The sequence below is a fragment of the Pseudomonas sp. W2Jun17 genome, assembly GCF_023127795.1.
GTDB lineage: Bacteria > Pseudomonadota > Gammaproteobacteria > Pseudomonadales > Pseudomonadaceae > Aquipseudomonas > Aquipseudomonas synxantha_A.
In genome coordinates this window covers 131,836-154,491 of the sequence record NZ_SPKO01000039.1, presented here as the reverse complement: position 1 = coordinate 154,491, position 22,656 = coordinate 131,836, and the positions used below count along the sequence as shown (strand labels likewise).

The following is a 22,656-nucleotide window of genomic DNA, read 5'->3' as shown; positions in this document are numbered from 1 at the left end:
CGGCGATCTTGATCACGGTGAAGCCATGCTCCTTGCCGGCTTTTTCGGCGAAAGCCCATTCAGTCTGGAACCACGGCTCTTCGGCCTGCTTGACCAGGAAGCCGATCTTCACTTCTTCGGCGGATACGATGCTGCTGAGGCTGCTTAACGCAACAGCGGCAGCCAGAACGCGTAGAACCTTTTTCATGAACGACACCTCTTGTTGTTGTTTTTGAGTCTTGGGTTTAACCGGCGAAACGATGGCAAGGCTTGCCAGGGATATCGACTTCAATGGCCAACAGCGCACCGTCCAAAGGGTGATCCAAGGGACTCGCGGCACTGGTGATATACAAGGTAGTGAGGTCGGGCCCACCGAACACGCAACTGGTGGGACGACTGACCGGCAGCTCGATGATGCGATCGACCTCACCTGCGGGCGTCAGGCGCAGCAGGCAACTGCCGTCCCAACGGGCGTTCCAGATGTAGCCCTCGCTGTCCATGGCCGAGCCGTCCGGCCCACCGCGCTCATGGGGTGCAAACCATACCTGGGCGGGTTCGAGCTGGCCGTCGGACTGGATCGAATGCTGATACAGCGTGCCGTCCATGCTGTCGCCGAAATGCACCTGGCTACCCTCCTCGTTCCAAAGCAACGTATTGGGAATGCCCAGCCCGGTCAGCAACGGCGTGACCCGCGCATCGGCATCGACACGGAACAGGCCACCGGAGCGCCGGGTGATGGGCAGGTCTTCGCCCTGCTCACCGATATTGTTCTGCATGGTGCCCAGCCACAGCCGGCCCTGGGCATCGCAGCGCGCTTCGTTGCCACGGTTGCCCGGTTGCGGGTCGGCCACGCACAGCAGGGTCAGCGCCTGGGTAGCCAGGTCGAGGCGATACACACCGCTGCTCAAGGTCACCAGCGCATCGCCGCTTTCACACGGAATGAACGCCGAGACATGCTCGGGCAACTGCCACACCTGCAACTGCCCGTCCATCCAGCGCAGTGCCTGTTTGGCGGCGATATCCACCCAGTAAAGCGCCTGGGATCGAACATCCCAGAACGGCCCTTCGCCCAACCGGGCACGGTGTGGGGTGACTGCGCTCAACGACATGAAGCCTCCTGATGACTTACAGCGATTCTCGAGACGGTGCGCCATCCACCAAGCGCTGGATACGCAACGGGTTGGCGTTTTTCAACGCGTCGGGCAGCAGGCTATCAGGGTAATTCTGGAAGCACACGGGCCGCAGGAAACGGTCGATGGCCAGGGTGCCGACCGAGGTGCCGCGGGCGTCGGAGGTCGCCGGATACGGCCCGCCGTGCACCATCGAATCGCAGACTTCCACCCCCGTGGGGTAACCGTTGAGCAGGATGCGCCCGACCTTCTGCTCCAGCAGTGGCGTCAACTCGGCGAACTGTTGCAGGTCAGCCGGTTCGCCGATGATCGTGGCGGTCAACTGGCCGTGCAGCCCATGCAGGGCGGCGCTGAGTTGAGCCTGGTCGACGACCTCGACAAACACCGTGGTGGGGCCGAACACTTCTTCCTGCAGCACTTCGTCGCCGTCGATCAGCAAGCGTACATCCGCCTTGAACAGTTGCGGTTGAGCCTGGTTGCCCACTTGCGTACTGCCTGCCAGATGCTGGATGCCCGGGTGAGACAGGAGTTTTTCCAGGCCCTTGCCGTAGCTGTCCAGGGTGCCGGTGTTGAGCATGGTTTGCGCCGGTTGCTCACCGATCAATTGCGCGACCTGTTGCGTGAACGCGGTGAACGCAGGCGAAGCGATGCCAATCACCAGTCCGGGGTTGGTGCAGAACTGGCCGCAGCCTTGTACCACCGAGGCGGTCAGGTCGCGGGCGACACTCTCGGCGCGCGTTTGCAGGGCCTGGGGCAGCACGATGACCGGGTTGATGCTCGACATTTCGGCAAATACCGGGATCGGTTGCGGGCGTGCGGCCGCCATATCGCACAGGGCACGACCACCCTTGAGCGAACCGGTGAAGCCCACCGCCTGGATTGCCGGGTGCTTGACCAGCGCTTCACCGACACCGCCGCCGAAGATCATGTTGAACACGCCCGCCGGCATCTCGCTGGCCTCGGCGGCGCGAATGATCGCATCGGCCACGCGCTCGGCGGTCGCCATGTGCCCGCTGTGCGCCTTGAACACCACCGGGCAACCGGCGGCCAGCGCAGCGGCGGTGTCGCCACCGGCGGTGGAAAACGCCAGGGGGAAGTTGCTGGCACCGAACACAGCCACCGGGCCCAGGCCGATACGGTATTGACGCAGGTCCGGACGCGGCAACGGCTGGCGGTCGGGCTGGGCTTTGTCGATACGCGCCCCGTAGAAATCACCACGGCGCAGCACGGTGGCGAACAAGCGCATCTGGCCACTGGTACGCCCGCGCTCGCCTTTGATACGGGCAGCAGGCAACGCAGTTTCGCGGCAGACCAACTCGACGAAATCATCGCCCAGCGCGTCCAGCTCATCGGCCACCGCGTCCAGAAACCGCGCACGCCGTGCGGCGCTCAAGGCGCGGTAGGCCGGGTAAGCGGCCGCCGCGGCTTTGGCGGCGGCATCCACCTCTTGCGGGGTGGCCTGGTAGAAATCCTGGGGCAAGGCTTCGCCGGTGGTGGCATCGATACTCTGCAGCTTGACGCTGCCGTTGGCGCTGCGCTGGCCGCCGATGTAGTTGTGGCCGAGGAACTGGGTCATGTAGGTCTCCTTAAAGGGTGATGACGTGGCCGGGTTCGAATACCGCGTCGACCATGCCGATGCCGTTGATCAATGGCGCGCCGAACTCAGCCTGGCTGATCTGGAACACATCGCCCGGTTGAGTACGTATACCGTCGGCGAATGACAGGGTAGCGGTGCCGAAGAAGTGAATATGCACATCGCCCGGTTTGAGAAACTGACTGTATTTGAAGTGGTGGTATTCAAGATTTTCCAGGCTGTGGCACATGTTGGCTTCGCCGCTGAGGAATTCGTTCTGCCAGATCACCTCGCCGTTACGCAGGATGCGGCTGGTACCGGCCAGATGCGCGGGCAACTCGCCCACGCGCAGCTCCGGGCCATAGCTGCAACTGCGCAGTTTGGAATGGGCCAGGTACAGGTAGTTCTTGCGTTCCATCACATGGTCGGAGAACTCGTTGCCCACCGCGAAGCCCAGGCGATAAGGCTTGCGGTCGTGACCGATCACATACAGGCCGCCGATTTCCGGCTCTTCGCCGGCGTCTTCGGCAAACGGCGGCACCGGGAAGGCGGCGCCTGGACGCACGACAATGCTGCCGTCGCCCTTGTAGAACCACTCCGGCTGCACACCGGCCTGGCCGGCAGCGGGTTTGCCGCCCTCCACGCCCCATTTGAAGATGCGCATGGTGTCGGTCATCGCGCTGTCATCACCGGCCTGCTGGTGCATCTTGTCGCGGGCCGAGGCACTGCCCAGGTGGGTCAGGCCGGTGCCGCTGATCAGCATATGGGCCGGGTCCGGGTGGTCCAGCGGTGGCAGGATTTTAAGTTCGGCCAGCAGCGCCGCGTAGTCATGACTGGCACCCAGGCCCAGGCTCTGTACCTGTTGCTGCAATTTGACCCCGGCTTCGATGGCGGCCAGGGCCAATTCGCGCACGCTGTGCGCGCCCTGCACTTCCCGCAGGGTGTCGCCTTCCACCACGCCGACGCGGCGCTCACCGTTGCTCAACTCGAACTGAACTAAACGCATGCAGGTTCTCCTGGATTTAAGTACGTGTGGCGCCACGGGCGCTGGCGGCAAATTGATCGACGGGCAGTACGTGCTTGCGCTCCAGCAAGCGGTAGACCACGAGGGTCAGCAGCAACCCGAACAGCATCACGCCGGATAGGAAATACAGGCCCGAGGCGAGGTTGCCGGTGTACTCCTTGAGCGCCCCGATCACGAACGGGCCGATATAGCCGCCAAGGTTGCCCACCGAGTTGATCAAGGCGATGCCGGCCGCCGCGCTGGCACCGGCAAAAAACCGTCCCGGCAAGGTCCAGAACACCGCCGTGCAGGAAAACATCGCGAAAGCTGCCAGGCACAGCGCGGCCATCTGCAGCACCGGCACACTCAGCCAGGCACTGCAGAACAGGCCAATGGCGCCGAGCACATAGAGCACGGCGAGATGGCCATAGCGATCGTTCAATCGATCGGAACTGCGCGGGATGATCAGCAGGCCGATGATGCCGAAGATATACGGCACGGCCGAGATGAAGCCGGTGGTGAGGTCACTGCCACCGAACTGCTTGATCAAGGTCGGTAACCACAGGCCCAGGCCGTAGATGCTCAGGGTCACCGGCAGGTAGAACAGCGCCAGCAACAGCACGCGTTTGTCTTTGAGCGCGTGCAGCGGGTTGCCGTGACGGGTCTGGCCGTAGGCTTGCAGGTCTTTTTCCAGCTCGCCGGTAAGCCAGGTTTTCTCTTGCTCGCTCATCCAGCTGACCTGCCTGGGACCGTCCGGCAGGTAGCGCAGCACCGGCCAGGTCAGCAGGATCGCCGGGGTGCCGATCACGATAAACAGCCACTGCCAACCGTGCAGGCCAAGAATGCCGTCCATGCCGAGCAAACCACCGGACACGGGCCCGGTGATCATCATTGCAATGGGTTGGGAGAGAATGAACAGCCCGAGGATCTTGCCGCGATGGCGCACCGGGAACCACTGGGTGATGTAGTACAGCACGCCGGGGAAGAACCCGGCTTCCGCCGCGCCCAGCAGAAAGCGCATCACATAGAAACTGTGCGGCCCCTGCACAAAGGCCATGCCGATGGTGATGGCGCCCCAGGTAATCATGATGCGCGCAAACCAGCGCCGCGCGCCGAAGCGGTCGAGCATCAGGTTGCTGGGGATCTCGAACAGGAAGTAGCCGATGAAGAACAACCCTGCGCCCAAACCATAGGCAGCGTCACCGATACCTACGTCGGCGCCCATGTGCAGCTTGGCGAACCCTACGGCGGAACGGTCTACGTAGGCGATCAGGTACAGCAGGATCAGGAAGGGAATCAGTTTCAGCGTGATGCGCCGAATAAGCCGCAATTCCTGGCTCATGGGGTCGATCTCCGATTGTTGTTTTTATAGAAGCTCGGGGGACGCCTCTCGCGAAATCCGCCAGGGTCATACCTCAGTTGATAAAGACTATATAGTAGGACTATTTACAAAACAACACTTCCAAAGCAGCGATTTTGCGCTTATGTTTAAGCACGCATAGAACATATAGTCATACAATAAGAGAATCGATCATGCCTGACAAAAAGCCCGGCCTACGCTCCGCCCAGTGGTTTGGTACCGCCGACAAAAACGGCTTCATGTACCGCAGCTGGATGAAGAACCAGGGCATTGCCGACCACCAGTTCCATGGCAAGCCGATCATCGGCATCTGTAACACCTGGTCGGAGCTGACCCCGTGCAACGCGCATTTCCGCCAGATCGCCGAGCACGTCAAGCGCGGCGTGATCGAGGCCGGTGGCTTCCCGGTGGAGTTCCCAGTGTTCTCCAACGGCGAATCCAACCTGCGCCCTACCGCGATGCTGACCCGCAACCTGGCAAGCATGGATGTGGAAGAAGCGATTCGCGGTAACCCGATTGACGGTGTGGTGCTGCTGACCGGCTGCGACAAAACCACCCCGGCGCTGCTGATGGGCGCCGCCAGTTGTGATGTCCCGGCTATCGTGGTCACCGGCGGGCCGATGCTCAATGGTAAACACAAGGGCCAGGACATCGGCTCGGGCACGGTGGTGTGGCAGCTCAGTGAACAAGTCAAGGCCGGCACCATCACCCTGGATGACTTCCTCGCGGCCGAAGGCGGCATGTCGCGCTCGGCAGGCACCTGCAACACCATGGGCACCGCCTCGACCATGGCGTGCATGGCCGAGGCACTGGGCACGTCCCTGCCCCACAACGCGGCGATCCCAGCGGTGGATGCGCGGCGTTATGTGCTGGCGCACATGTCCGGTATGCGTGCGGTCGAGATGGTGCGCGAAGACTTGAAGCTGTCGAAGATCCTCACCAAAGAAGCGTTTGAAAACGCGATTCGCGTGAACGCGGCCATCGGCGGTTCGACCAACGCAGTGATTCACCTTAAAGCCATCGCCGGGCGCATCGGCGTGGAGCTGGACCTGGATGACTGGACCCGCATCGGGCGCGGCATGCCGACCATCGTCGACCTGCAACCCTCAGGGCGCTTCCTGATGGAAGAGTTCTACTACGCTGGCGGCCTGCCTGCCGTGTTGCGTCGCCTGGGTGAGGCCAACCTGATCCCCCACCCGAACGCCTTGACCGTCAACGGCAAGTCCCTGGGCGAGAACACCAAGGACTCGCCGATCTACGGCCAGGACGAAGTGATCCGCACCCTCGACAACCCAATTCGCGCCGACGGCGGCATCTGCGTGCTGCGCGGCAATCTGGCGCCGTTGGGTGCGGTGCTCAAGCCGTCTGCCGCCAGCACCGAACTGATGCAACACCGTGGCCGTGCGGTGGTGTTCGAAAACTTCGACATGTACAAGGCGCGCATCAACGATCCGGAGCTGGACGTGGACGCCAACTCGATCCTGGTCATGAAGAACTGCGGCCCCAAGGGTTACCCAGGCATGGCCGAGGTCGGCAACATGGGACTGCCGGCCAAACTGCTGGCCCAGGGCGTGACTGACATGGTGCGCATTTCCGATGCGCGCATGAGCGGCACCGCCTACGGCACGGTGGTCTTGCACGTGGCACCGGAAGCCGCTGCCGGCGGGCCATTGGCAGCCGTGAAGGAAGGTGACTGGATTGAACTCGACTGCGCCAATGGCCGCCTGCACCTGGACATCCCCGACGCCGAGCTGGCGGCGCGCATGGCTGATCTGGCGCCACCGCAAAAGCTGATCGTCGGTGGCTATCGCCAACTGTACATCGACCATGTGCTGCAAGCCGACCAGGGCTGCGACTTTGACTTCCTGGTGGGCTGCCGCGGAGCGGAAGTCCCACGGCATTCCCACTAATTGGGATGCTATGATGCGGCGAATTCAAGCCAGAGCCTGCCCGTCGTTATGGATCACCAGCCGCCCAAGCCGCGCAAGAGCCAGCATGCCCAGATCGTTCAGGACCTGGGCATGCACATCGTTTCCGGTCGCTTCAAGCCCGAAGAACGGTTGCCCATGGAAGCCACGCTGTGCGAGGAATACCAGGTCAGCCGTTCGGTGTTGCGCGAGGCGACGCGGGTGCTCAGCGCCAAGGGCCTGGTGTATTCCAAGCCACGGGTGGGTGCGGTGGTACGGCCACGCTTGAAATGGCACCTGCTCGACCCGGATGTGCTGTCCTGGTTGATGCAGTCCACGCCCCACAGTGAGTTCTTCAATACGCTGGCCGGGGTGCGCCGCATCCTCGAACCGGAAATCGCTGCCATGGCCGCGACCACCGCCACCGATGAAGACATCGCCATCATCGAACAAGCCTACCAGGGCATGGAAACCGCCAAGACCCACGAGGACCTGTTGCAGGCCGACCTGGACTTCCACCGCGCGATTGCCGACGCCACCCGCAACGACCTGCTCGCCTATATGTGCAACATGCTCTCGTTGCCGCTGCGCGAGTCGATCAATATCACCAACCGCCGCCCGGATATCCAGGGCCTGAGCCTGCCCCGGCACAAGGCAATCCTCACCGCGATCCAGAACCGCGATGCGCTGGGCGCAAGGCATGCCTCGCTGGTACAACTGGATGACACGCGGGTGGCGCTGGATACGGTGATGAATGTATTGACGCCGTTGTAACCCCACCCCGTCGCACTCACTCCTGATTGTTATTGTTGGCTCTGGGGCAGGTGTTATCGCCCTCTTTTTTCAGCGCCAGCACCGCCTGGCGCTCGGACAACAAGTGGGTGATAGCCCCGCCGATAGCGGCAGATATAAGCGCCAGGGCTTCTTTAGGCAGATTGATCGCCGCCCACGTCAAGCCGCCGATCAGCAGGATGACAAACAGGATATTGAAACGTGACACACCCAGTTTTATCGAGCGCACGATATCGGACGTGTCCTGCATCTTTTCAAAGCGTTTAAGGTCTTCGAACTTACGCACCGATTCCAACGTTTCCAGATAGTGGGTTTCGGCCCGTTTCAATTTCTTGATCACGTCGGCTTCGAGCATAACCTCCTCTATCTCGATCCTGACCAGGCTGATATTGGCACCTGGCCGGCCGAGGATTTCGGAGCTCAACGAACTTTCGGCAAGCTCGGCCAACAGATACGTGTATGAGGTCTCGCTGATTTCCTTGGCGTATTTTTGCAAGGCTGACGTGTAGCACTTGGTGGCGTACCGGGTGAACAGACGCTCCGCATCGTTGGTTTTTTTAATCAGTTCTTCAACTTCATTTATGAGTTCCTGTTCCATTTTTAATATCCCTATTAAGCGTGGCTTGGAAAAATAATAAGCGCCGACCACTACGCTGACACGTTAACGGCAAACATCCCTCCATCGCCCTTCACTGTCTACTGTCAAACCTGACAGTAACGCAGCTGCAAATGTGGGAGGGGGCTTGCTCCCGATAGTGGTGTATCAGTCAAAAACATTGAGACTGACTCACCGCTATCGGGAGCAAGCCCCCTCCCACATTGAGTACTGTGTATAGCCTTATAGGGTGTAGGAGATTCCGACCTGCACGGTGCGCGGTGCGCCTGGGTAAGCGTAGATATTGCCGAACGCGCCTTCCTCATACTCGCGGTTGAACAGGTTTTTCACGTTTAGGTTCAGGCGCACCTGCTCGTTGACCTTGTAGTAACCCAGCAGGTCGACCACGGTGTAGGCGTCCATCGAGAAGGCCGTATTGGCGGTCTGGCCGGCGCGCTGGTCGACGTACTTACCACCGGCACCCAGGCCCAGCCCTTTGAGTGCGCCGTCCTGGAACTCGTAGACGTTGAGCAGGCTGAAGCTGTTGCGCGGGATGTTCATCAAGCGGGTGCCGGCGCGCAGGGTGGTGTCGCGGGTGACTTCGGCGTCCACGTAGGCGTAGCCGCCGATCACACGCCACTCGGGGGTGAGGTTGCCTGCCACGTTGAGGTCAAATCCGCGGCTGCGTACCTGGCCGGTCGCGACACTCAGGGTATTGTCCAAAGGGTCGGTGGCCAGCACGTTTTTCTTTTCGATCTGGTAGACCGCCGCGTCGACGCTCAGTTGACGATCAAGCGCCTCCCACTTGATGCCCATCTCGTAGGACTTGCCTTTCTCCGGCGCGAAACCACCGCCTTCGCGGCTGGCGCCGGTGTTGGGCTTGAACGAACGGGCGGCGTCGGCATAGACCGCGACGGTGTCGGTGAGGTCGTAGATCACGCCCACACGCGGCGTGACGGCGTTGTCGGCGGCGGTCCACGGTTTTACTCCCGCCACATAACTTTGGTAGTCATGTTCAAAACGCTCGAAACGCGCACCTGCCAAGACTTTCAGACGCTCGGTCAGTGCCACCTGGTCCTGCACGAAGGCAGCGTAGGTCTTGAGGTTTTCTTTATCGTGGGTGGGCGTGCGAGTCAGCGCCGGGCGCGTTTGGCCGTACACCGGATTGAAGATGTCGATCGGGTAAGTGCCCAGGGCCGCACTGGAACGCTGGATGATCGACTTGTAGTCGTAATCCTCGTACTCGATACCGGTGAGCAAGGTGTGCTCGAACCCGCCCGTGGAGAAGTGGCCCGTCAGGTTGAGCTGGTAATCCTTGTCGGTCCATTCCAGCTTGCGGTAGTTGAAGTTGCGTTGCAGGGTACGGCCATCGGCGCCCAGGCTGCTCGGTCCATTGGCTTCAATGGCGTTACCTTTCAAGCTGCCGTCCAACCATTGGAAACCGCCGCCCAGGGTCCAGTTGTCGTTGAGCGCGTGCTCGAAACGCAACTGGGCCATGTTGTTGTCGTTGTGCAGCTTGCCGGCATCCTTGTCGCCCCAGAACGTATCGCGCGATGGCGTGCCGCGCTGGTTGGGGAAACGCGTCAGGCCACGGTCCAGCGGGTGGTTGTTGCGCATGAAGTCGCCTTCGAAGGTCACCTTGGTGGCATCGGTGGCCTGCCAGGTGATCACCGGCGTCACGCCGTAGCGCTCGGTCTCGACATGATCGCGGAAGGTATCGCCACCCTCGCCCACCACGTTGAGGCGATACGCCAGACGGCCCTCTTCGTCCAGAGGGCCGGAGGCATCCAGGGTGCCGCGCTTCATGCCCTGGTCATTCACCTGGCTGCCCAGGGTGACGGTGCGTTCGGCCAAGGGTTGCTTGGACACCACGTTGAACGTACCACCGGGGTCGCCACGGCCGTAGAGCATGGTTGCGGGGCCGCGCAACACCTCAAGGCGTTCGATGGTGTTGGCATCCGGCATGTTCGGGTAGCCCCGGTTGATCGGGAACCCATTGCGGTAGAACTCACCGGTGGTGAAGCCACGTACGGTGAAGGTGGTCAGGCCCTGGCCGCCAAAGTTGTTGGCGCGGCCGACGCCGCCGGCGTAGTCGAGGGCATCTTGCAGGCGGGTTGCGCCGATATCCTCGACCACGTCTTTGGAGACAACGCTGATGGACTGTGGGGTTTCATGAATCGAGGTGTCGGTGCGTGTCGCACTGGCTGAACGGGTGGCGTGGTAGCCCTGAACCGGGCCCTGCGCCGATTCGAAATCTGCAGTAGCAGTCACATTGGTGGCTTGCAGCTCGATACTGGCTTTTTCAGCAGGGGCATCCTCTGCCCAGGTCAAAGGGGAAAACGCCTGGAGCACACAGATTGAAATCAGGGTACGACGCATGGATGTAAACCTAGTGAATGAGCCAGATGGGGCGGCAAACCTGCCAATAATTCGCCGCGCATCATATCTCAGCATATTCTCGTTTGATATCAATTCTCATTTGTTATTTTTCCAGTATCGGCGTTGTATCGAGCGGGTACTGCAAAAACCACGGGCGAAAAAAAGCCACTCAATCGAGTGGCTCATATCACCGGCTGGCTGGCCTCAACGGTAGCGTTCCAACCAATGTGCGTAAGGCGCCGGCAAGGTCCAGGAGGACTTGTCCACGCCCAACTCCTTGGCGGCAAAGTACGCCCAGTGCGGATCGGCCAAATGCGCACGCCCTACCGAAACCAAGTCCAGATGACCGGCCTGCAGCGCGCCTTCGGCCAGTTGCGGAGTACCAAAGCCCCACGCCGATGTCACCGGGATACCGGCTTCACGACGTACACGTTCAGCAATTGGCCCCATGAACGCCGGACCCCACGGGATGTTGGTGTCAGGAATCGTGAAACCGACACTGACGCTCAACAGATCCAGGCCACCGGCCTTGAAGCGGCGCGCCAACTCGATGGATTCGGTAAGCGTCTGCTCGTCGCGGCCGTCATATTCGATCACGCCAAAGCGTGCGGTCAGTGGCAGGTTTTCCGGCCAGACTTCGCGTACGGCGGCCAGGGTTTCCAGGAGAAAACGGCTGCGGTTATCGAAGCTGCCGCCGTAGGCATCGGTGCGCTGGTTGGAGTGCTCGGAGAAAAAGCTTTGGCCCAGGTAACCGTGGGCGAAGTGCAGTTCGATCCATTCAAAACCGGCATCGCGGGCGCGACGGGCGGCATCGACGAAGTCTTGCTGGACGCGGGCGATGTCTTCCAGGGTCATGGCACGCGGCACGTTGGGCAAATTAGCGCCGAATGCAATGGCCGACGGCGCGATGGTTTCCCAACTGCGGGCATCGGAAGCCGGGATGTGGTCATCGCCCTCCCATGGGCGGTTGGCGCTGGCTTTGCGGCCCGCGTGGGCGATCTGGATGCCCGGTACCGAACCTGCGGCCTTGATGGCCTTGACCATCGGCACGAACGCCTGGGCATGGGCATCGCTCCAGATACCGGCGCAGCCTGGGGTGATACGCCCCTCCGGTGCGACTGCTGTGGCCTCGACTACCAGCAGGCCGGCACCGCCCCGGGCCATGCCGGCCAGGTGCACATGGTGCCAGTCGTTGACCATGCCGTCGTCGGCCATGTATTGGCACATCGGCGGGATGGCGATGCGATTGCGCAAGGTAACGTCTTTGAGTTTGAACGGTTCGAACAATGCGGACATCAGATACTCCGAGAGAAGCGTGTGTGATTCGATAGTTCGATGGTAATCGAACTATGGTATTGAACGCTACCCCCCTGTTATGATCCGCCCCATGCGAGCCTTCAAACACCCTACCCTGCAAGAATTGACGCTTGAGCGCGTGCTGTACGCCCTCAGCGACCCCGTGCGCCTGGACATCGTGCGCTGCCTGGCCGGCGTGGCCGAAGCCAGCTGTGGTGAACTGGATGGCGGGCGGCCCAAGTCCAGCATGTCCCACCACTTCAGGGTGTTACGTGATGCGGGCCTGGTACACACGCGCAATGTGGGCACCACCCATATGAATTCGTTGCGCCGTGAAGAGCTTGAGAGCCGCTTTCCCGGGCTGCTGGCGAGTGTTCTTGCGCAATCCTAGCCGGCGTTTTGCCCATCAGGACGCAACAGGCTGCAGCAACACGCCATTAAGGTGCACGCAGTCCTTGCCATTGCGCTTGGCGCCGTAGAGATTTTTGTCCGCCATCTTGAGCACCGCCGATAACTCGTCACCTGGCGCGAAGCGTGCCATGCCCGCACTGCAGGTGTAGTTGTGAGGCGCGGCAACACTTGAGCGTATGGCCTGCAACAAACCCAGCACGAACTCACGGGCGAAGACCGGGTCATCGTCCTGCAACAACACGCCGAACTCCTCCCCGCCGATTCTTCCAAAGCTGTGGCTGCCTTTGGCGTTTTTCAGGCACACGGCCATGGCCCGCAGGATCTTGTCACCGACATCGTGACCGTACAGATCATTTTTTGCCTTGAAGCTGTCGATATCCAACATGATGAAGTAGCCAGCCTGGCCGCTGTCGAGCAGCTGTTCGAAGCTTTGCATAAAAGCGCGACGGTTAAGGATCGAGGTCAAATAATCGGTTTCGGCCAAGGCGCGAAACTCGCTTTCCACCAACAACACCGAACGCAGGTTCTTCAAATACGAATAACTCAGGATGAAACCGATGGAGACCGAAGATGCGCAAAATATCAGCAGATAAGCCTGTGTTCCTGCATATATATCGGCCTGCATCGGCGACCATAATATGAACCAGACCAACAGGGCGCCGACCAGATAATCCTGAACACTGATAAACAAGATAGCGCTGCCGACCACCAGGGTGACGGCCAGGGGCAAGCCGTAGATACGCAACTCCTGATTAAGGCCAATGACATAGGCAAACCCCACGGACAACATCACGATATAGGCCACTCCCAGCATCCGCCACAGTAGAAAGTTGGCGGTTTTGGAGTGAAACCGGCATACCAGCAACAGGCCAATGGTGACACCCAACATGGACAGGTCGAACTGCATGGCTGGATGAATCAGCCAGATACCGACCCAGGCAATGATCCCGATCCATTCCGCTTGGGTCACCGCAGGCGACAACAACCTGCGCATCCTGGGCCTTAACTTCAAGTTAGCAGGCATCCTTACGCTCCCATCTCAATAGCATGCAGGCCCAGCGCAAAAGAAAAGGCCATAAAGCGTTTTACCAGGCTGACAAAAGGCGGCAGCACTTCCAGCCGGGTCTTGGAGTGAGCTTTGAAATACCCCTTCTCGACACCCTCCTGGACCATTCGAATAATGTGAGTCTTGGACACGGAAAGTTGCTTGGCCAAGGCCAGATAAGACGATGACCGGAACGTGGCCCGATCATTTTCCGGCGCGAAGGCATCGTTATAAATCGCCAGCATCAACAGATGCCCGGCGTCTCTTTTCACCAACCAGTAACACTCGGGAAGCAGTACATCCACCGTGAGATCGGCGTCGAGGATAATGGCAAAGCCCTTGAAATAAAGGGACAGGAAGCCCCGGTCATCCAACTCGCGCATTTGCCGGAAAATCGCCCGCTCAGGGTAAAGCCGCGCCAATGACTCGGTGAGCGAGGTCAACATCAAACACGCTTCGCGACAGGCCTCATCCGACGGCGCGTAGACCCTGAAGCGACTGTCTTCGGGGTGCGGCGCGACGTCCATGAAGCCCAGCGCCCGCAATAACAGGAACATTGATTCCAGGCTGTTTTTTGAACAATACCTGCGCGTCACACACAGGGTCTTAACTTCCGACAATAACGGTAAGGGTGTGGGGAAGTATTCACTCAATAAGGCAAACGACACCATCAAACGGCTGTATTTAAGTGCACTCTTGTAGAAAAACGGTCTTCGGGAATAGGGCACGAGCAGCACGTGGTAATGCGCTCTCAGGCACGATTCAAAATCCTTATGACGTTCGAGCGCTTGCGCGGTATTACACATAGCCGACTTCAACGAACTGACATGCATGAAAGAGCCCTGATCATCCAACTTGATTCCACTGATCTCAGCTACGAAATCCCTGCAGCCCGGCCCCAAAACAAATCACGTGGTAAACCCTACGGTTAATGGCTTTTTGCCTCGAACTCAATGTACAGCGATTGCCGGACAAGACGTCATCAGTACCAAAGTTGTTCCAGATTCAAGTGGACCCTCTGCGCACACCTGCGCGTAACTTCTCGTTACATCCTCCGAAGCGAGTGACTGGTCGACGAATCGATTCAGCAACCGGCGAACCTTTCTCCCTTGCGTGGCGTCGTAACAGAGCATTGTTGCCAACCGCCCGCCGCGAGGTTCTCGTTTGAAAGCTGCCGTCCTGAAGAAATACCGCCTGATCATCAAGACCATGGGCTATGTGGGCTGGGCCCTGTTCTGGCTATTGCTGTGGGATGTGGCAGTAACCGTGGACTTCATGTTGTTTCTCACCACCAAGATCAACCTGCCGCTGATGCCACTGACATTGCTGGGTTCGGCGCTGGTGGTGTTGATCAGTTTTCGCAACAGCAGCGCCTATAACCGCTGGTGGGAAGCGCGCACGTTATGGGGGGCGATGGTCAACAATTCACGCAGCTTTGCGCGCCAGGTGCTGACGCTGCTGGATGACCCCGACGGCGAAGTGAATCCGATCAAATCCACATTGCTGCGCCGCCATGTGGCGTATGTGAATTGCCTGGCCGCCCACCTCAAGGGCGAACCCTGCCCGGATGAAGTGCGAGCGTTTATCCCCGCCGAGGAATTTGCCCGCAATGGCGCGACCAACAATTTTGCCAATGACATCCTGACCGGGTCAGCGGCGTTGCTGGCCAAGGAATACAAAGCCGGCCACCTGGACAGTATTCGCCTGGCGCGGCTGGAGTCGACCCTGGTCGACCTGTCCAATGCCCAAGGCGGCATGGAGCGCATCGCCAATACACCATTGCCCTACCCCTACGTGTATTTCCCGCGGCTGTTCATCTCGCTGTTCTGCCTGATCGTACCGGTGGGCCTGGTGGAATCCCTCGGCTGGTTTACCCCGCTGGCTTCCACGGTAGTGGGCTTCATGCTGCTGGCCATCGAGCGTATCGGCACCGACCTGCAAAGCCCGTTTCACTCCAGCGAGCATCAGATCCAGATGGAGGCGATTTGCGAAACCATTGAGAAGAACCTGCAATCGATGCAGCGCGATGCGTTGGCCTGAGCCAAGGCATCGTCGCCGTAGTTGTAAAAGACTATTACGAGGCACAATGTACTAACCGGTTACTTATCTTGCTAAAATCGCGTCTTTGCCCTCTCTCACTCGAGTCTATTCGACATGAAACGAGCATCGCGCGCCGCTGGCGTCTCTAGATTTCTACTCCTGGGCCTGGGCGTTGTCATCGCCCTGCTCGGTCTTGCGCTTGCCGTGGGCGGCGCCAAACTGGTCAGCCTGGGAGGTTCCTGGTACTTCCTGGCAGGTGGCGTGGCCATGGCTGTCTCCGGCCTGTTGATCGCTCGGCGCAAGCCTGCCGGAGCGTGGTTGTTTGCCGCGTTCCTCGTCGGTACGGCCGTATGGGCGGTGGCCGACGTGGGCCTGGTGTACTGGCCGCTGTTCTCGCGGCTGTTCATGTTCGCAGTGATCGGCGTGGTGGTGGCGCTGGTATATCCATTGCTGGCCGGCAAACCGGCGCGTGGCGCTTATGCGGTCGCGGCTTTGTTGGCAGTCGGCGTGGCGGTGGCGGCAGGCAATATGTTCGTCGCTCACCCAAGCGTGGCGCCGACCGGTGCCGGCCCTGGCATCACCCCGGTAGCCGAAGCCGATGCACAGAAAGACTGGGCGCACTACGGCAACACCGAGGGCGGCAGCCGCTTCGCCGCGCTGGACCAGATCAATCGCGACAACATCGACAAACTCAAAGTCGCCTGGACCTACCACACCGGTGACGTGGCCATCAGCGACGGCAACGGCGCCGAAGACCAGTTGACGCCCTTGCAGATCGGCAACAAAGTCTTCATCTGCACCCCGCACAACAACTTGATCGCTCTGGACGCCGACACCGGCAAAGAGCTGTGGAAGAACGAGGTCAACGCCCAGTCAGCGGTGTGGCAGCGTTGCCGTGGCATGGCCTACTTCGACGCCACTGCGCCGATTGCCCAGCCGACCCAGCCCAACAGCTCGCCGATCATTGCCGCCAGCGTGCCTGCCGGTGCGCAGTGCCAGCGTCGCCTGCTGACCAACACCATTGATGCGCGCCTGATCGCCGTGGATGCCGACACCGGCAAGTTCTGCGAAGACTTCGGCACCCATGGCCAAGTGGACTTGAAAGCCGGCCTGGGTAATGTGCCGGACAGCTACTACCAACTGTCCTCGGCGCCTTTGATCGCCGGCACCACCGTCGTTGTCGGTGGCCGTGTCGCCGACAACGTGCAGACCGATATGCCAGGCGGCGTGATCCGTGGTTTTGATGTGATCAGCGGCCAGATGCGTTGGGCGTTCGACCCAGGCAACCCTGAAGACAAGCAAGCGCCGGCCGCGGGCAGCACCTATGTGCGCAGCACGCCGAACAGCTGGGCGCCGATGTCCTACGACCCGCTGATGAACACCGTTTTCCTGCCGATGGGCAGCTCCTCCACCGACATTTACGGCGTGGAACGCACCCAGCTGAACCACAAATATGGCGCCTCCGTGCTGGCGCTCGACGCGTCCACCGGTGCTGAAAAGTGGGTCTACCAGACCGTCCACAATGACCTCTGGGACTTCGACCTGCCAATGCAGCCGAGCCTGATCGACTTCACCCCGCCAGGCAGCGACAAAACGGTACCGGCTGTGGTGATCGGCACCAAGGCCGGGCAGATCTACGTGCTCGACCGCGCCACCGGCAAGCCGCTGACCGACGTGCAGGAAGTGCCGGTCAAGGCCGCGAACATTCCCAACGAACCATACTCCCCGACCCAGCCAAAATCGGTGGGTATGCCGCAGATTGGCGCGCAGACCCTGACCGAATCGGACATGTGGGGTGCTACGCCGTACGACCAGTTGCTGTGCCGTATCGACTTCAAAGGCATGCGCTACGACGGCCTGTACACCGCGCCGGGCACCGATAAATCCCTGAGCTTTCCGGGTTCGCTCGGCGGCATGAACTGGGGCAGCATCTCCACCGATCCGGTACACGGTTTTATCTTCGTCAACGACATGCGCCTGGGGCTGTGGATCCAGATGGTGCCGTCGCAAAACAAGGCCCAGGCCTCTTCCGGTGGTGAAGCACTGAACACCGGTATGGGCGCCGTGCCGCTCAAGGGCACGCCTTACGCGGTCAACAAGAACCGCTTCCTGTCGGTGGCCGGCATTCCCTGCCAGGCACCGCCATTCGGCACCTTGACCGCCATCGACATGAAGACGCAAAAAGTTGCCTGGCAAGTGCCGGTGGGCACGGTTGAAGACACCGGCCCCCTGGGCATCCGCATGCACCTGCCAATCAAAGTCGGCCTGCCGACACTGGGCGGCACGCTGTCCACCCAAGGCGGCCTGATCTTTATCGCCGGCACCCAGGACTTCTACCTGCGCGCCTTCAACAGTGGCAACGGTGACGAAATCTGGAAAGCCCGTTTGCCGGTCGGCAGCCAGGGTGGCCCGATGACCTACGTGTCGCCAAAAACCGGCAAGCAGTACATCGTCGTCACCGCCGGCGGCGCGCGCCAGTCCACCGACCGCGGCGACTACGTGATCGCCTACGCCCTGCCGTAACCCCCCTCTGTTCGCGCGGTGCTCCCGCACCGCGCTTTGCGTTTGGAACCCCGCATGAACCCTACTTCTCATACCTCCCTTGGGCGCCTGGTGCTCGGCCTGGCGTTGACTGCTGCCCTGCCCGTTCAAGCCGACGACACCACCCTGACCGGCGACTGGGGCGGCCTGCGCCGTGAGCTCGACGCACAAGGCATCCGCTTTACCGGCGACTACAGCGGCGAAACCGCTTACAACGCCCACGGCGGCCAGCATCGCTCGGCCCGCTATTCGCAAAACCTCAAGCTCGGCGTGCAGTTCGACCTGGGCAAGCTCTACGGCTTCAACAACGGCGACCGCATCCAGCTAACCATCAACGACCGACGCGGCAACAGCGCTTCCGAAGACCTGGTGGGCAACCGCCTGCCGATCCAGGAAAACTACGGCGGCCTCTACACGCGCCTCACCGAGTTGAGCTACGAGCGCACGCTGTTCACCTCCGCACTCAACGTCAAGCTCGGCTACATGGCCATGGGCAATGACCTCGGCGGCCTGGACAGCGGCATTTTGTGCAATTTCATGAACGCCGGTTTCTGCGGGCATCCGCTGAACATGTCGGGCGGCAGTGGCTGGGCCAATTACCCGAATGCGCACCTGGGCGCGCGGGTGAAATATGACTTTTCGCCAAACTGGCAACTGCGGGTGGCGGCGTTCAACGTCGACCCTTCCAGCAATGGCAACTCCAGCCGCGCCTGGCACCTGGGGCCCAAGCACACCACCGGCACCGTGGTGCCCATCGAGCTGATCTACAAGCACGCGGGCAGCCTGCCGGGTGAATACAAGCTCGGTTATTACTACGACAGTTCCGATGTAAAACGCATTGGCAGCAACAAGGACGTCAGCGGGCGCGGCGGTCACTACCTGTTGATCGACCAGGCGGTGTGGGCCTCCCAATCCTCCCAAGGCCGCAGCTTGCACGCCTTCGGCCAATACTCTGCGGCCAGCGAAGCGGCTTCGCCGTTCACCAAGTGGTATGGCGCGGGGCTGGTACTGTACAAACCGTTCGACAGTCGCCCCCGGGATACCGTCGCCCTCGGTTATGGCCGTGCAGTGCCCAACCCGCGCAGCCGGGATAATGCGGATGCGGCCTACGCCAACCTGGACAACGCTGAACAGCTGATCGAACTCAGCTACGGCTACCAGGCCACACCGTGGCTGACCTTGCGCCCGGACGTGCAATACATCATCGAGCCGGGGGCGTTTTCCGCACAGAACATCGACAACGCGCTGGTGCTGGGACTGCAGGTGAAAGCGACCTTCTAGTCAGCCGACATCCAGGGCTCTGCCGCGCCCGCCATTTTTCAACATCGACGGATTGATCCCGAACTGCTTGCGGAACGCAGTGGCGAAATGGCTGGCGTTGGCATAACCGAGGTCCGAGGCGATGCGCATCACCGATTCATTGCCGCTCATCAAGCGGCTGCGCGCCTGGATCATGCGCGTCTGCTGGAACACGCCATAGACGCTGTTGGAGAACAGCTGGCGAAACCCGCGGGTGAGCTTGGGCTGGCTCAAGCCGGACTCACGGGCCAACTCCGACAGGCTTGGCGCCTTGCCCAGATCTTCCAGCAAACGATCGCGGGCCCGCACCAGGCGCTGGCGGTCGGTGTGGCTGACGCGGCAGGTGCATTCGCCATCCTGGCGCGCTTCGAGGAACAGACTGACCAGCGTGACACTTTGCCCGTACAGCCACAGGCTGCTGCGCGGCGGGGCCGATGGCAGGCTGGCGCCGTGGTCCATGGCCAGGCCGAGCATGTGCGCGGTAGCACTCATTTCACCGCTGCGATGGCCGTCGAGGAAGCAATGTTCGCAGGCCAATGCCTTGTTCAGCAGCGGGTCGAGCTTCAATTCCCACTGGGCCAGCAACTCGGGGCGAATCATGACGGTGATGTTGTCGATCTCGCCGTGCTGGTGATATAGGCCGTGGCGGCAACGGCCAAAGCTGATGCTGCCCGCGCCTTCATCAATCACATAGCGACGTTGCCGGCGCCCATCGCGAAAGCTGCACGCGGCCTTGCCCTTTAACAGGTTGGTGAAGCTGAAGTGAATGCACTCGCTGTCGTCTTGCAAGGGCAACTCTACCGGCTGCTCAAAGATACTCTGCCAACGCACGATGTCCAGGCCCTCCTGCAGGGTCATACGCGTGACCCGGCAATGCGCTCCCGGCCCCAGATCGCTACCAAACCCTCCCGTAATGATTCGCGAGACCGGCATCGGTTCTCCTGCGCCTCCCTGAACGGCTGACATCGTAAATCTCCTGGCTGACCGGATACGGCTCGAATCAGACCACATCGGGGTAGAACTCTGCAATTGATAATTATTAGCATTTGGCGCACCGCACGTGCCAAGCCAGATTGCTGCTGCCCCTGAGCAACGCACGCCGATCAGAACTCTCAGTCAAGGTCCCATCATGTCTGCACGATGCAACACGGCGGCTACCCGTCAATCTTGCTACAAACGTAATAGTATAACAATAGCGATTGCTTTGACACTGACCCCTACCGCCTTCGCCGCCACCCTCAGCGAACCTCTGCAACTGCCCGCCTCCACGGTAACGGCGCGCTTGGCCCAGGAAGATTCCAAGGAAGTACCGATCAGCGTCAGTGTGGTCGATGGCGAACAACTGCGTACCCAACGCCTCGATACCCTGGAAAGCGCACTGCGCAATACCTCAGGGGTCAGCGTCAATTCTTCCGGCGGGCCCAACGACTTCAACGTGTTGATCCGCGGTGTCGGTTCGCTTTACCAGATGTCCATGGACGACAGTTCGGTCGCATTCAATATCGACGGCGTACCTGTGTCGTCGCGCAGCCTGGGGTTCGGCACCCTCGACGTCGACCGCATCGAAGTGCTCAAGGGGCCGCAGGGCACACTGTCCGGCGCAATCGGCCAGGCCGGTGCCGTGAATATCACCACCCGCCAACCCAGCCGGGAACTCGAAGGTTATGTGCGTGGTGAAGTCGGCCAGAAAGGCCAGTTCCTCACCGAAGGCGCCATTGGCGGACCGCTCAGTGACAGCCTCAGCGGCCGCCTGGCGGTGCGACGTGCCGGCTACGACAGCTGGATCGACAACGACCAGACCCATAACCCCATTACCAAACCGCGCAACGAAGCCTATCGCGCCAGCTTGTTGTGGGACCTCAACGATGACACCCACGTGCTGTTCAGCGCCGAACGCCAGCAGACCGAACGCGCCACCAATTCCCTGGTACTGCGCCCCTACGGCAGCCACCCGAGCCTGGACCTGACGCCTGGCCTGTTCGACGACAACGAAAAGACCACCGAGCGCTACACGATCAAGGTCGACCACGACTTCGCCAACAGTCGGCTGACCTCCACCACCGCCACTGGCACTGCCGACTTCACCGGCTTGATCGCCTACGACAGCAAGCTGATGGGCGCCCTCTATGGCACGCCCGGTGAGTTCTGGGTGGTGGACAAATCCTTCGAGCGCAGCTGGAGCCAGGATATACACCTGGGCTCATTGCCCGATTCCGACGTGTTCTGGGTCGCCGGCGTCGCCGCCAGCCGCAATGAACGCAGCTACGACACCCCACGCAACACCTACGGCACCTCCGGCGCCAAGTTCCGCGACTTCACTACCACCACCTACGCAGGCTACGGCGAAGTGACTGTCCCGCTCACCGAACGCCTGAAACTCACTACCGGCTACCGCCATTCCTGGGACCGCAAGACCTACGACGGCCAATACTTCGCAGGTTCGAGCGCCGTGGACGACTCGCGCGCACTCACCGACCACTATGGCACCGGCCGCGTCGCCCTGAGTTATGCGATCACCCCACAGACCAACGTCTACGTGCAATTGGCAAGAGGGTATAAATCCGGCGGGTTCAATGATTATGCCTCCCAGGTCAGCGACAGCGAACCCTACAAGGCCGCCGTCAGCAGGGCCGCCGAACTGGGGTTCAAGAGCGAGACCGACGACCGTCGCGGCAGCCTCAACGGCGCGCTGTTCTACACCCGCGTGCACGATGATCACTTGCTTGGCTACGACGCGGCGACCTTCGCCACCAACGCCTTCAACGCCGACACCCGCACCCGCGGCGCCGAACTGGAAGGTAGCTGGCGCTTCGACTACGGCCTGACCCTGGCCGCCAGCGCGACCTACCTCGATGCCAAGATCACCAGCGGCGTGCAAGGCATCCAGGCCGGTGACGTCGCCGCCGGCAACCGCACCCCGGATGTGCCCCGCTGGAGCGGCAACGTCAACGCCAGCTGGAAACACCCCCTGGGCAACTTCGCCAGCCTTGGCCAGACCAGCCTCAACACCAGCCTCAACTACCACCTGGTTGGTGAACGCGCGGCTGACCCGCAGAACCACTTCAACCTGGACAACTACGAGAAACTCGACCTGCGGGCGGGCCTGGAGAGCAAGTTTGGCGAGGTGTATGCGTTTGCCGACAATCTGTTGAACCAGACGTATGACACCTATGGTTTCTACAGTGACCCGGTGGCCTATGGTGGGCCGTCGCGTCGGAGGACGGTGGGCGTGGGCTATACCTATCAATTCTGAACCGACGCGATTCGGCCGGCTGTCCTGAGTTCAAATGTGGGAGGGGGCTTGCT

The 22,656-nt window shown here is 60.9% G+C and carries 17 protein-coding genes and 1 pseudogene; 7 read left to right on the top strand and 11 right to left on the bottom strand.

What is annotated here, in order from left to right:
• The 5 genes and pseudogenes from E4O98_RS26120 to E4O98_RS26100 all read right to left on the bottom strand — a co-directional run.
• Positions 1-187 (bottom strand): annotated as a pseudogene (locus tag E4O98_RS26120) (arabinose ABC transporter substrate-binding protein); the annotation flags it as partial.
• 37 nt (positions 188-224) lie between these two features.
• The gene (locus E4O98_RS26115) at positions 225-1,088 is read right to left on the bottom strand and encodes an SMP-30/gluconolactonase/LRE family protein (protein WP_032876464.1); all 864 of its coding nucleotides are present in this window, start codon (positions 1,086-1,088) and stop codon (positions 225-227) included.
• 16 nt (positions 1,089-1,104) lie between these two features.
• Positions 1,105-2,685 carry an aldehyde dehydrogenase (NADP(+)) gene (locus tag E4O98_RS26110; RefSeq protein WP_216091189.1) on the bottom strand — a complete coding sequence of 527 codons (1,581 nt, stop codon included), beginning with the start codon at positions 2,683-2,685 and terminating at the stop codon, positions 1,105-1,107.
• Between the two features lie 10 nt (positions 2,686-2,695).
• On the bottom strand, positions 2,696-3,688 hold the full coding sequence (gene araD1, locus E4O98_RS26105) for an AraD1 family protein (protein WP_148854096.1): 993 nt from the start codon (positions 3,686-3,688) through the stop codon (positions 2,696-2,698).
• Positions 3,689-3,704: 16 nt separating this feature from the next.
• Positions 3,705-5,027 (bottom strand): MFS transporter, encoded by a 1,323-nt coding sequence (locus tag E4O98_RS26100; protein WP_078821050.1) that lies wholly within the window; start codon positions 5,025-5,027, stop codon positions 3,705-3,707.
• A gap of 191 nt (positions 5,028-5,218) precedes the next feature.
• Here E4O98_RS26100 and E4O98_RS26095 point away from each other — a divergent pair, with 191 nt between their 5' ends.
• Complete coding sequence (locus tag E4O98_RS26095; protein WP_248128903.1) at positions 5,219-6,955, top strand: IlvD/Edd family dehydratase; 1,737 nt, start codon at positions 5,219-5,221, stop codon at positions 6,953-6,955.
• Positions 6,956-7,003: 48 nt separating this feature from the next.
• Positions 7,004-7,726 carry a FadR/GntR family transcriptional regulator gene (locus E4O98_RS26090; protein ID WP_005787481.1) on the top strand — a complete coding sequence of 241 codons (723 nt, stop codon included), beginning with the start codon at positions 7,004-7,006 and terminating at the stop codon, positions 7,724-7,726.
• 16 nt (positions 7,727-7,742) lie between these two features.
• Here E4O98_RS26090 and E4O98_RS26085 read toward each other — a convergent pair whose 3' ends face one another.
• From E4O98_RS26085 to E4O98_RS26075, 3 genes are all read right to left on the bottom strand, one after another.
• Positions 7,743-8,342 (bottom strand): hypothetical protein, encoded by a 600-nt coding sequence (locus E4O98_RS26085; protein WP_078821049.1) that lies wholly within the window; start codon positions 8,340-8,342, stop codon positions 7,743-7,745.
• A gap of 240 nt (positions 8,343-8,582) precedes the next feature.
• A complete protein-coding gene (locus tag E4O98_RS26080; protein WP_248136658.1) occupies positions 8,583-10,718 on the bottom strand; it encodes a TonB-dependent receptor in 2,136 nt (711 codons plus the stop codon).
• A 204-nt stretch (positions 10,719-10,922) separates the two neighbouring features.
• Positions 10,923-12,014 carry an NADH:flavin oxidoreductase/NADH oxidase gene (locus tag E4O98_RS26075; protein WP_032876480.1) on the bottom strand — a complete coding sequence of 364 codons (1,092 nt, stop codon included), beginning with the start codon at positions 12,012-12,014 and terminating at the stop codon, positions 10,923-10,925.
• Positions 12,015-12,105: 91 nt separating this feature from the next.
• Between E4O98_RS26075 and E4O98_RS26070 the strand changes: the two genes are divergently transcribed.
• Positions 12,106-12,405: a helix-turn-helix domain-containing protein gene (locus tag E4O98_RS26070; protein WP_050549300.1), complete on the top strand. Its 300-nt coding sequence runs from the start codon at positions 12,106-12,108 to the stop codon at positions 12,403-12,405.
• A 15-nt stretch (positions 12,406-12,420) separates the two neighbouring features.
• Here the strand turns inward: E4O98_RS26070 and E4O98_RS26065 are convergent, their stop codons facing one another.
• Positions 12,421-13,449 carry a GGDEF domain-containing protein gene (locus E4O98_RS26065; RefSeq protein WP_032876486.1) on the bottom strand — a complete coding sequence of 343 codons (1,029 nt, stop codon included), beginning with the start codon at positions 13,447-13,449 and terminating at the stop codon, positions 12,421-12,423.
• A gap of 2 nt (positions 13,450-13,451) precedes the next feature.
• Positions 13,452-14,303, bottom strand: coding sequence for a hypothetical protein (locus E4O98_RS26060; protein WP_248136656.1), 852 nt, complete (start codon positions 14,301-14,303; stop codon positions 13,452-13,454).
• Between the two features lie 331 nt (positions 14,304-14,634).
• Here E4O98_RS26060 and E4O98_RS26055 point away from each other — a divergent pair, with 331 nt between their 5' ends.
• The 3 genes from E4O98_RS26055 (at position 14,635) to E4O98_RS26045 (ending at position 19,332) form a co-directional block, all read left to right on the top strand.
• The gene (locus E4O98_RS26055; RefSeq protein ID WP_005787467.1) at positions 14,635-15,510 is read left to right on the top strand and encodes a bestrophin family ion channel; all 876 of its coding nucleotides are present in this window, start codon (positions 14,635-14,637) and stop codon (positions 15,508-15,510) included.
• 114 nt (positions 15,511-15,624) lie between these two features.
• Entirely contained in the window at positions 15,625-18,033 is a 2,409-nt protein-coding gene (locus tag E4O98_RS26050; protein WP_078821046.1) for a glucose/quinate/shikimate family membrane-bound PQQ-dependent dehydrogenase, read from the top strand.
• 54 nt (positions 18,034-18,087) lie between these two features.
• A complete protein-coding gene (locus E4O98_RS26045) occupies positions 18,088-19,332 on the top strand; it encodes a carbohydrate porin (protein WP_248136654.1) in 1,245 nt (414 codons plus the stop codon).
• Here E4O98_RS26045 and E4O98_RS26040 read toward each other — a convergent pair whose 3' ends face one another.
• Entirely contained in the window at positions 19,333-20,316 is a 984-nt protein-coding gene (locus tag E4O98_RS26040) for an AraC family transcriptional regulator (protein WP_248136652.1), read from the bottom strand. It abuts the gene before it with no gap.
• Between the two features lie 238 nt (positions 20,317-20,554).
• On the opposite strand from E4O98_RS26040, the gene E4O98_RS26035 reads away from it, so the two are divergent.
• Positions 20,555-22,603, top strand: coding sequence for a TonB-dependent receptor (locus E4O98_RS26035; RefSeq protein ID WP_248136650.1), 2,049 nt, complete (start codon positions 20,555-20,557; stop codon positions 22,601-22,603).
• Positions 22,604-22,656: the final 53 nt, after the last annotated feature.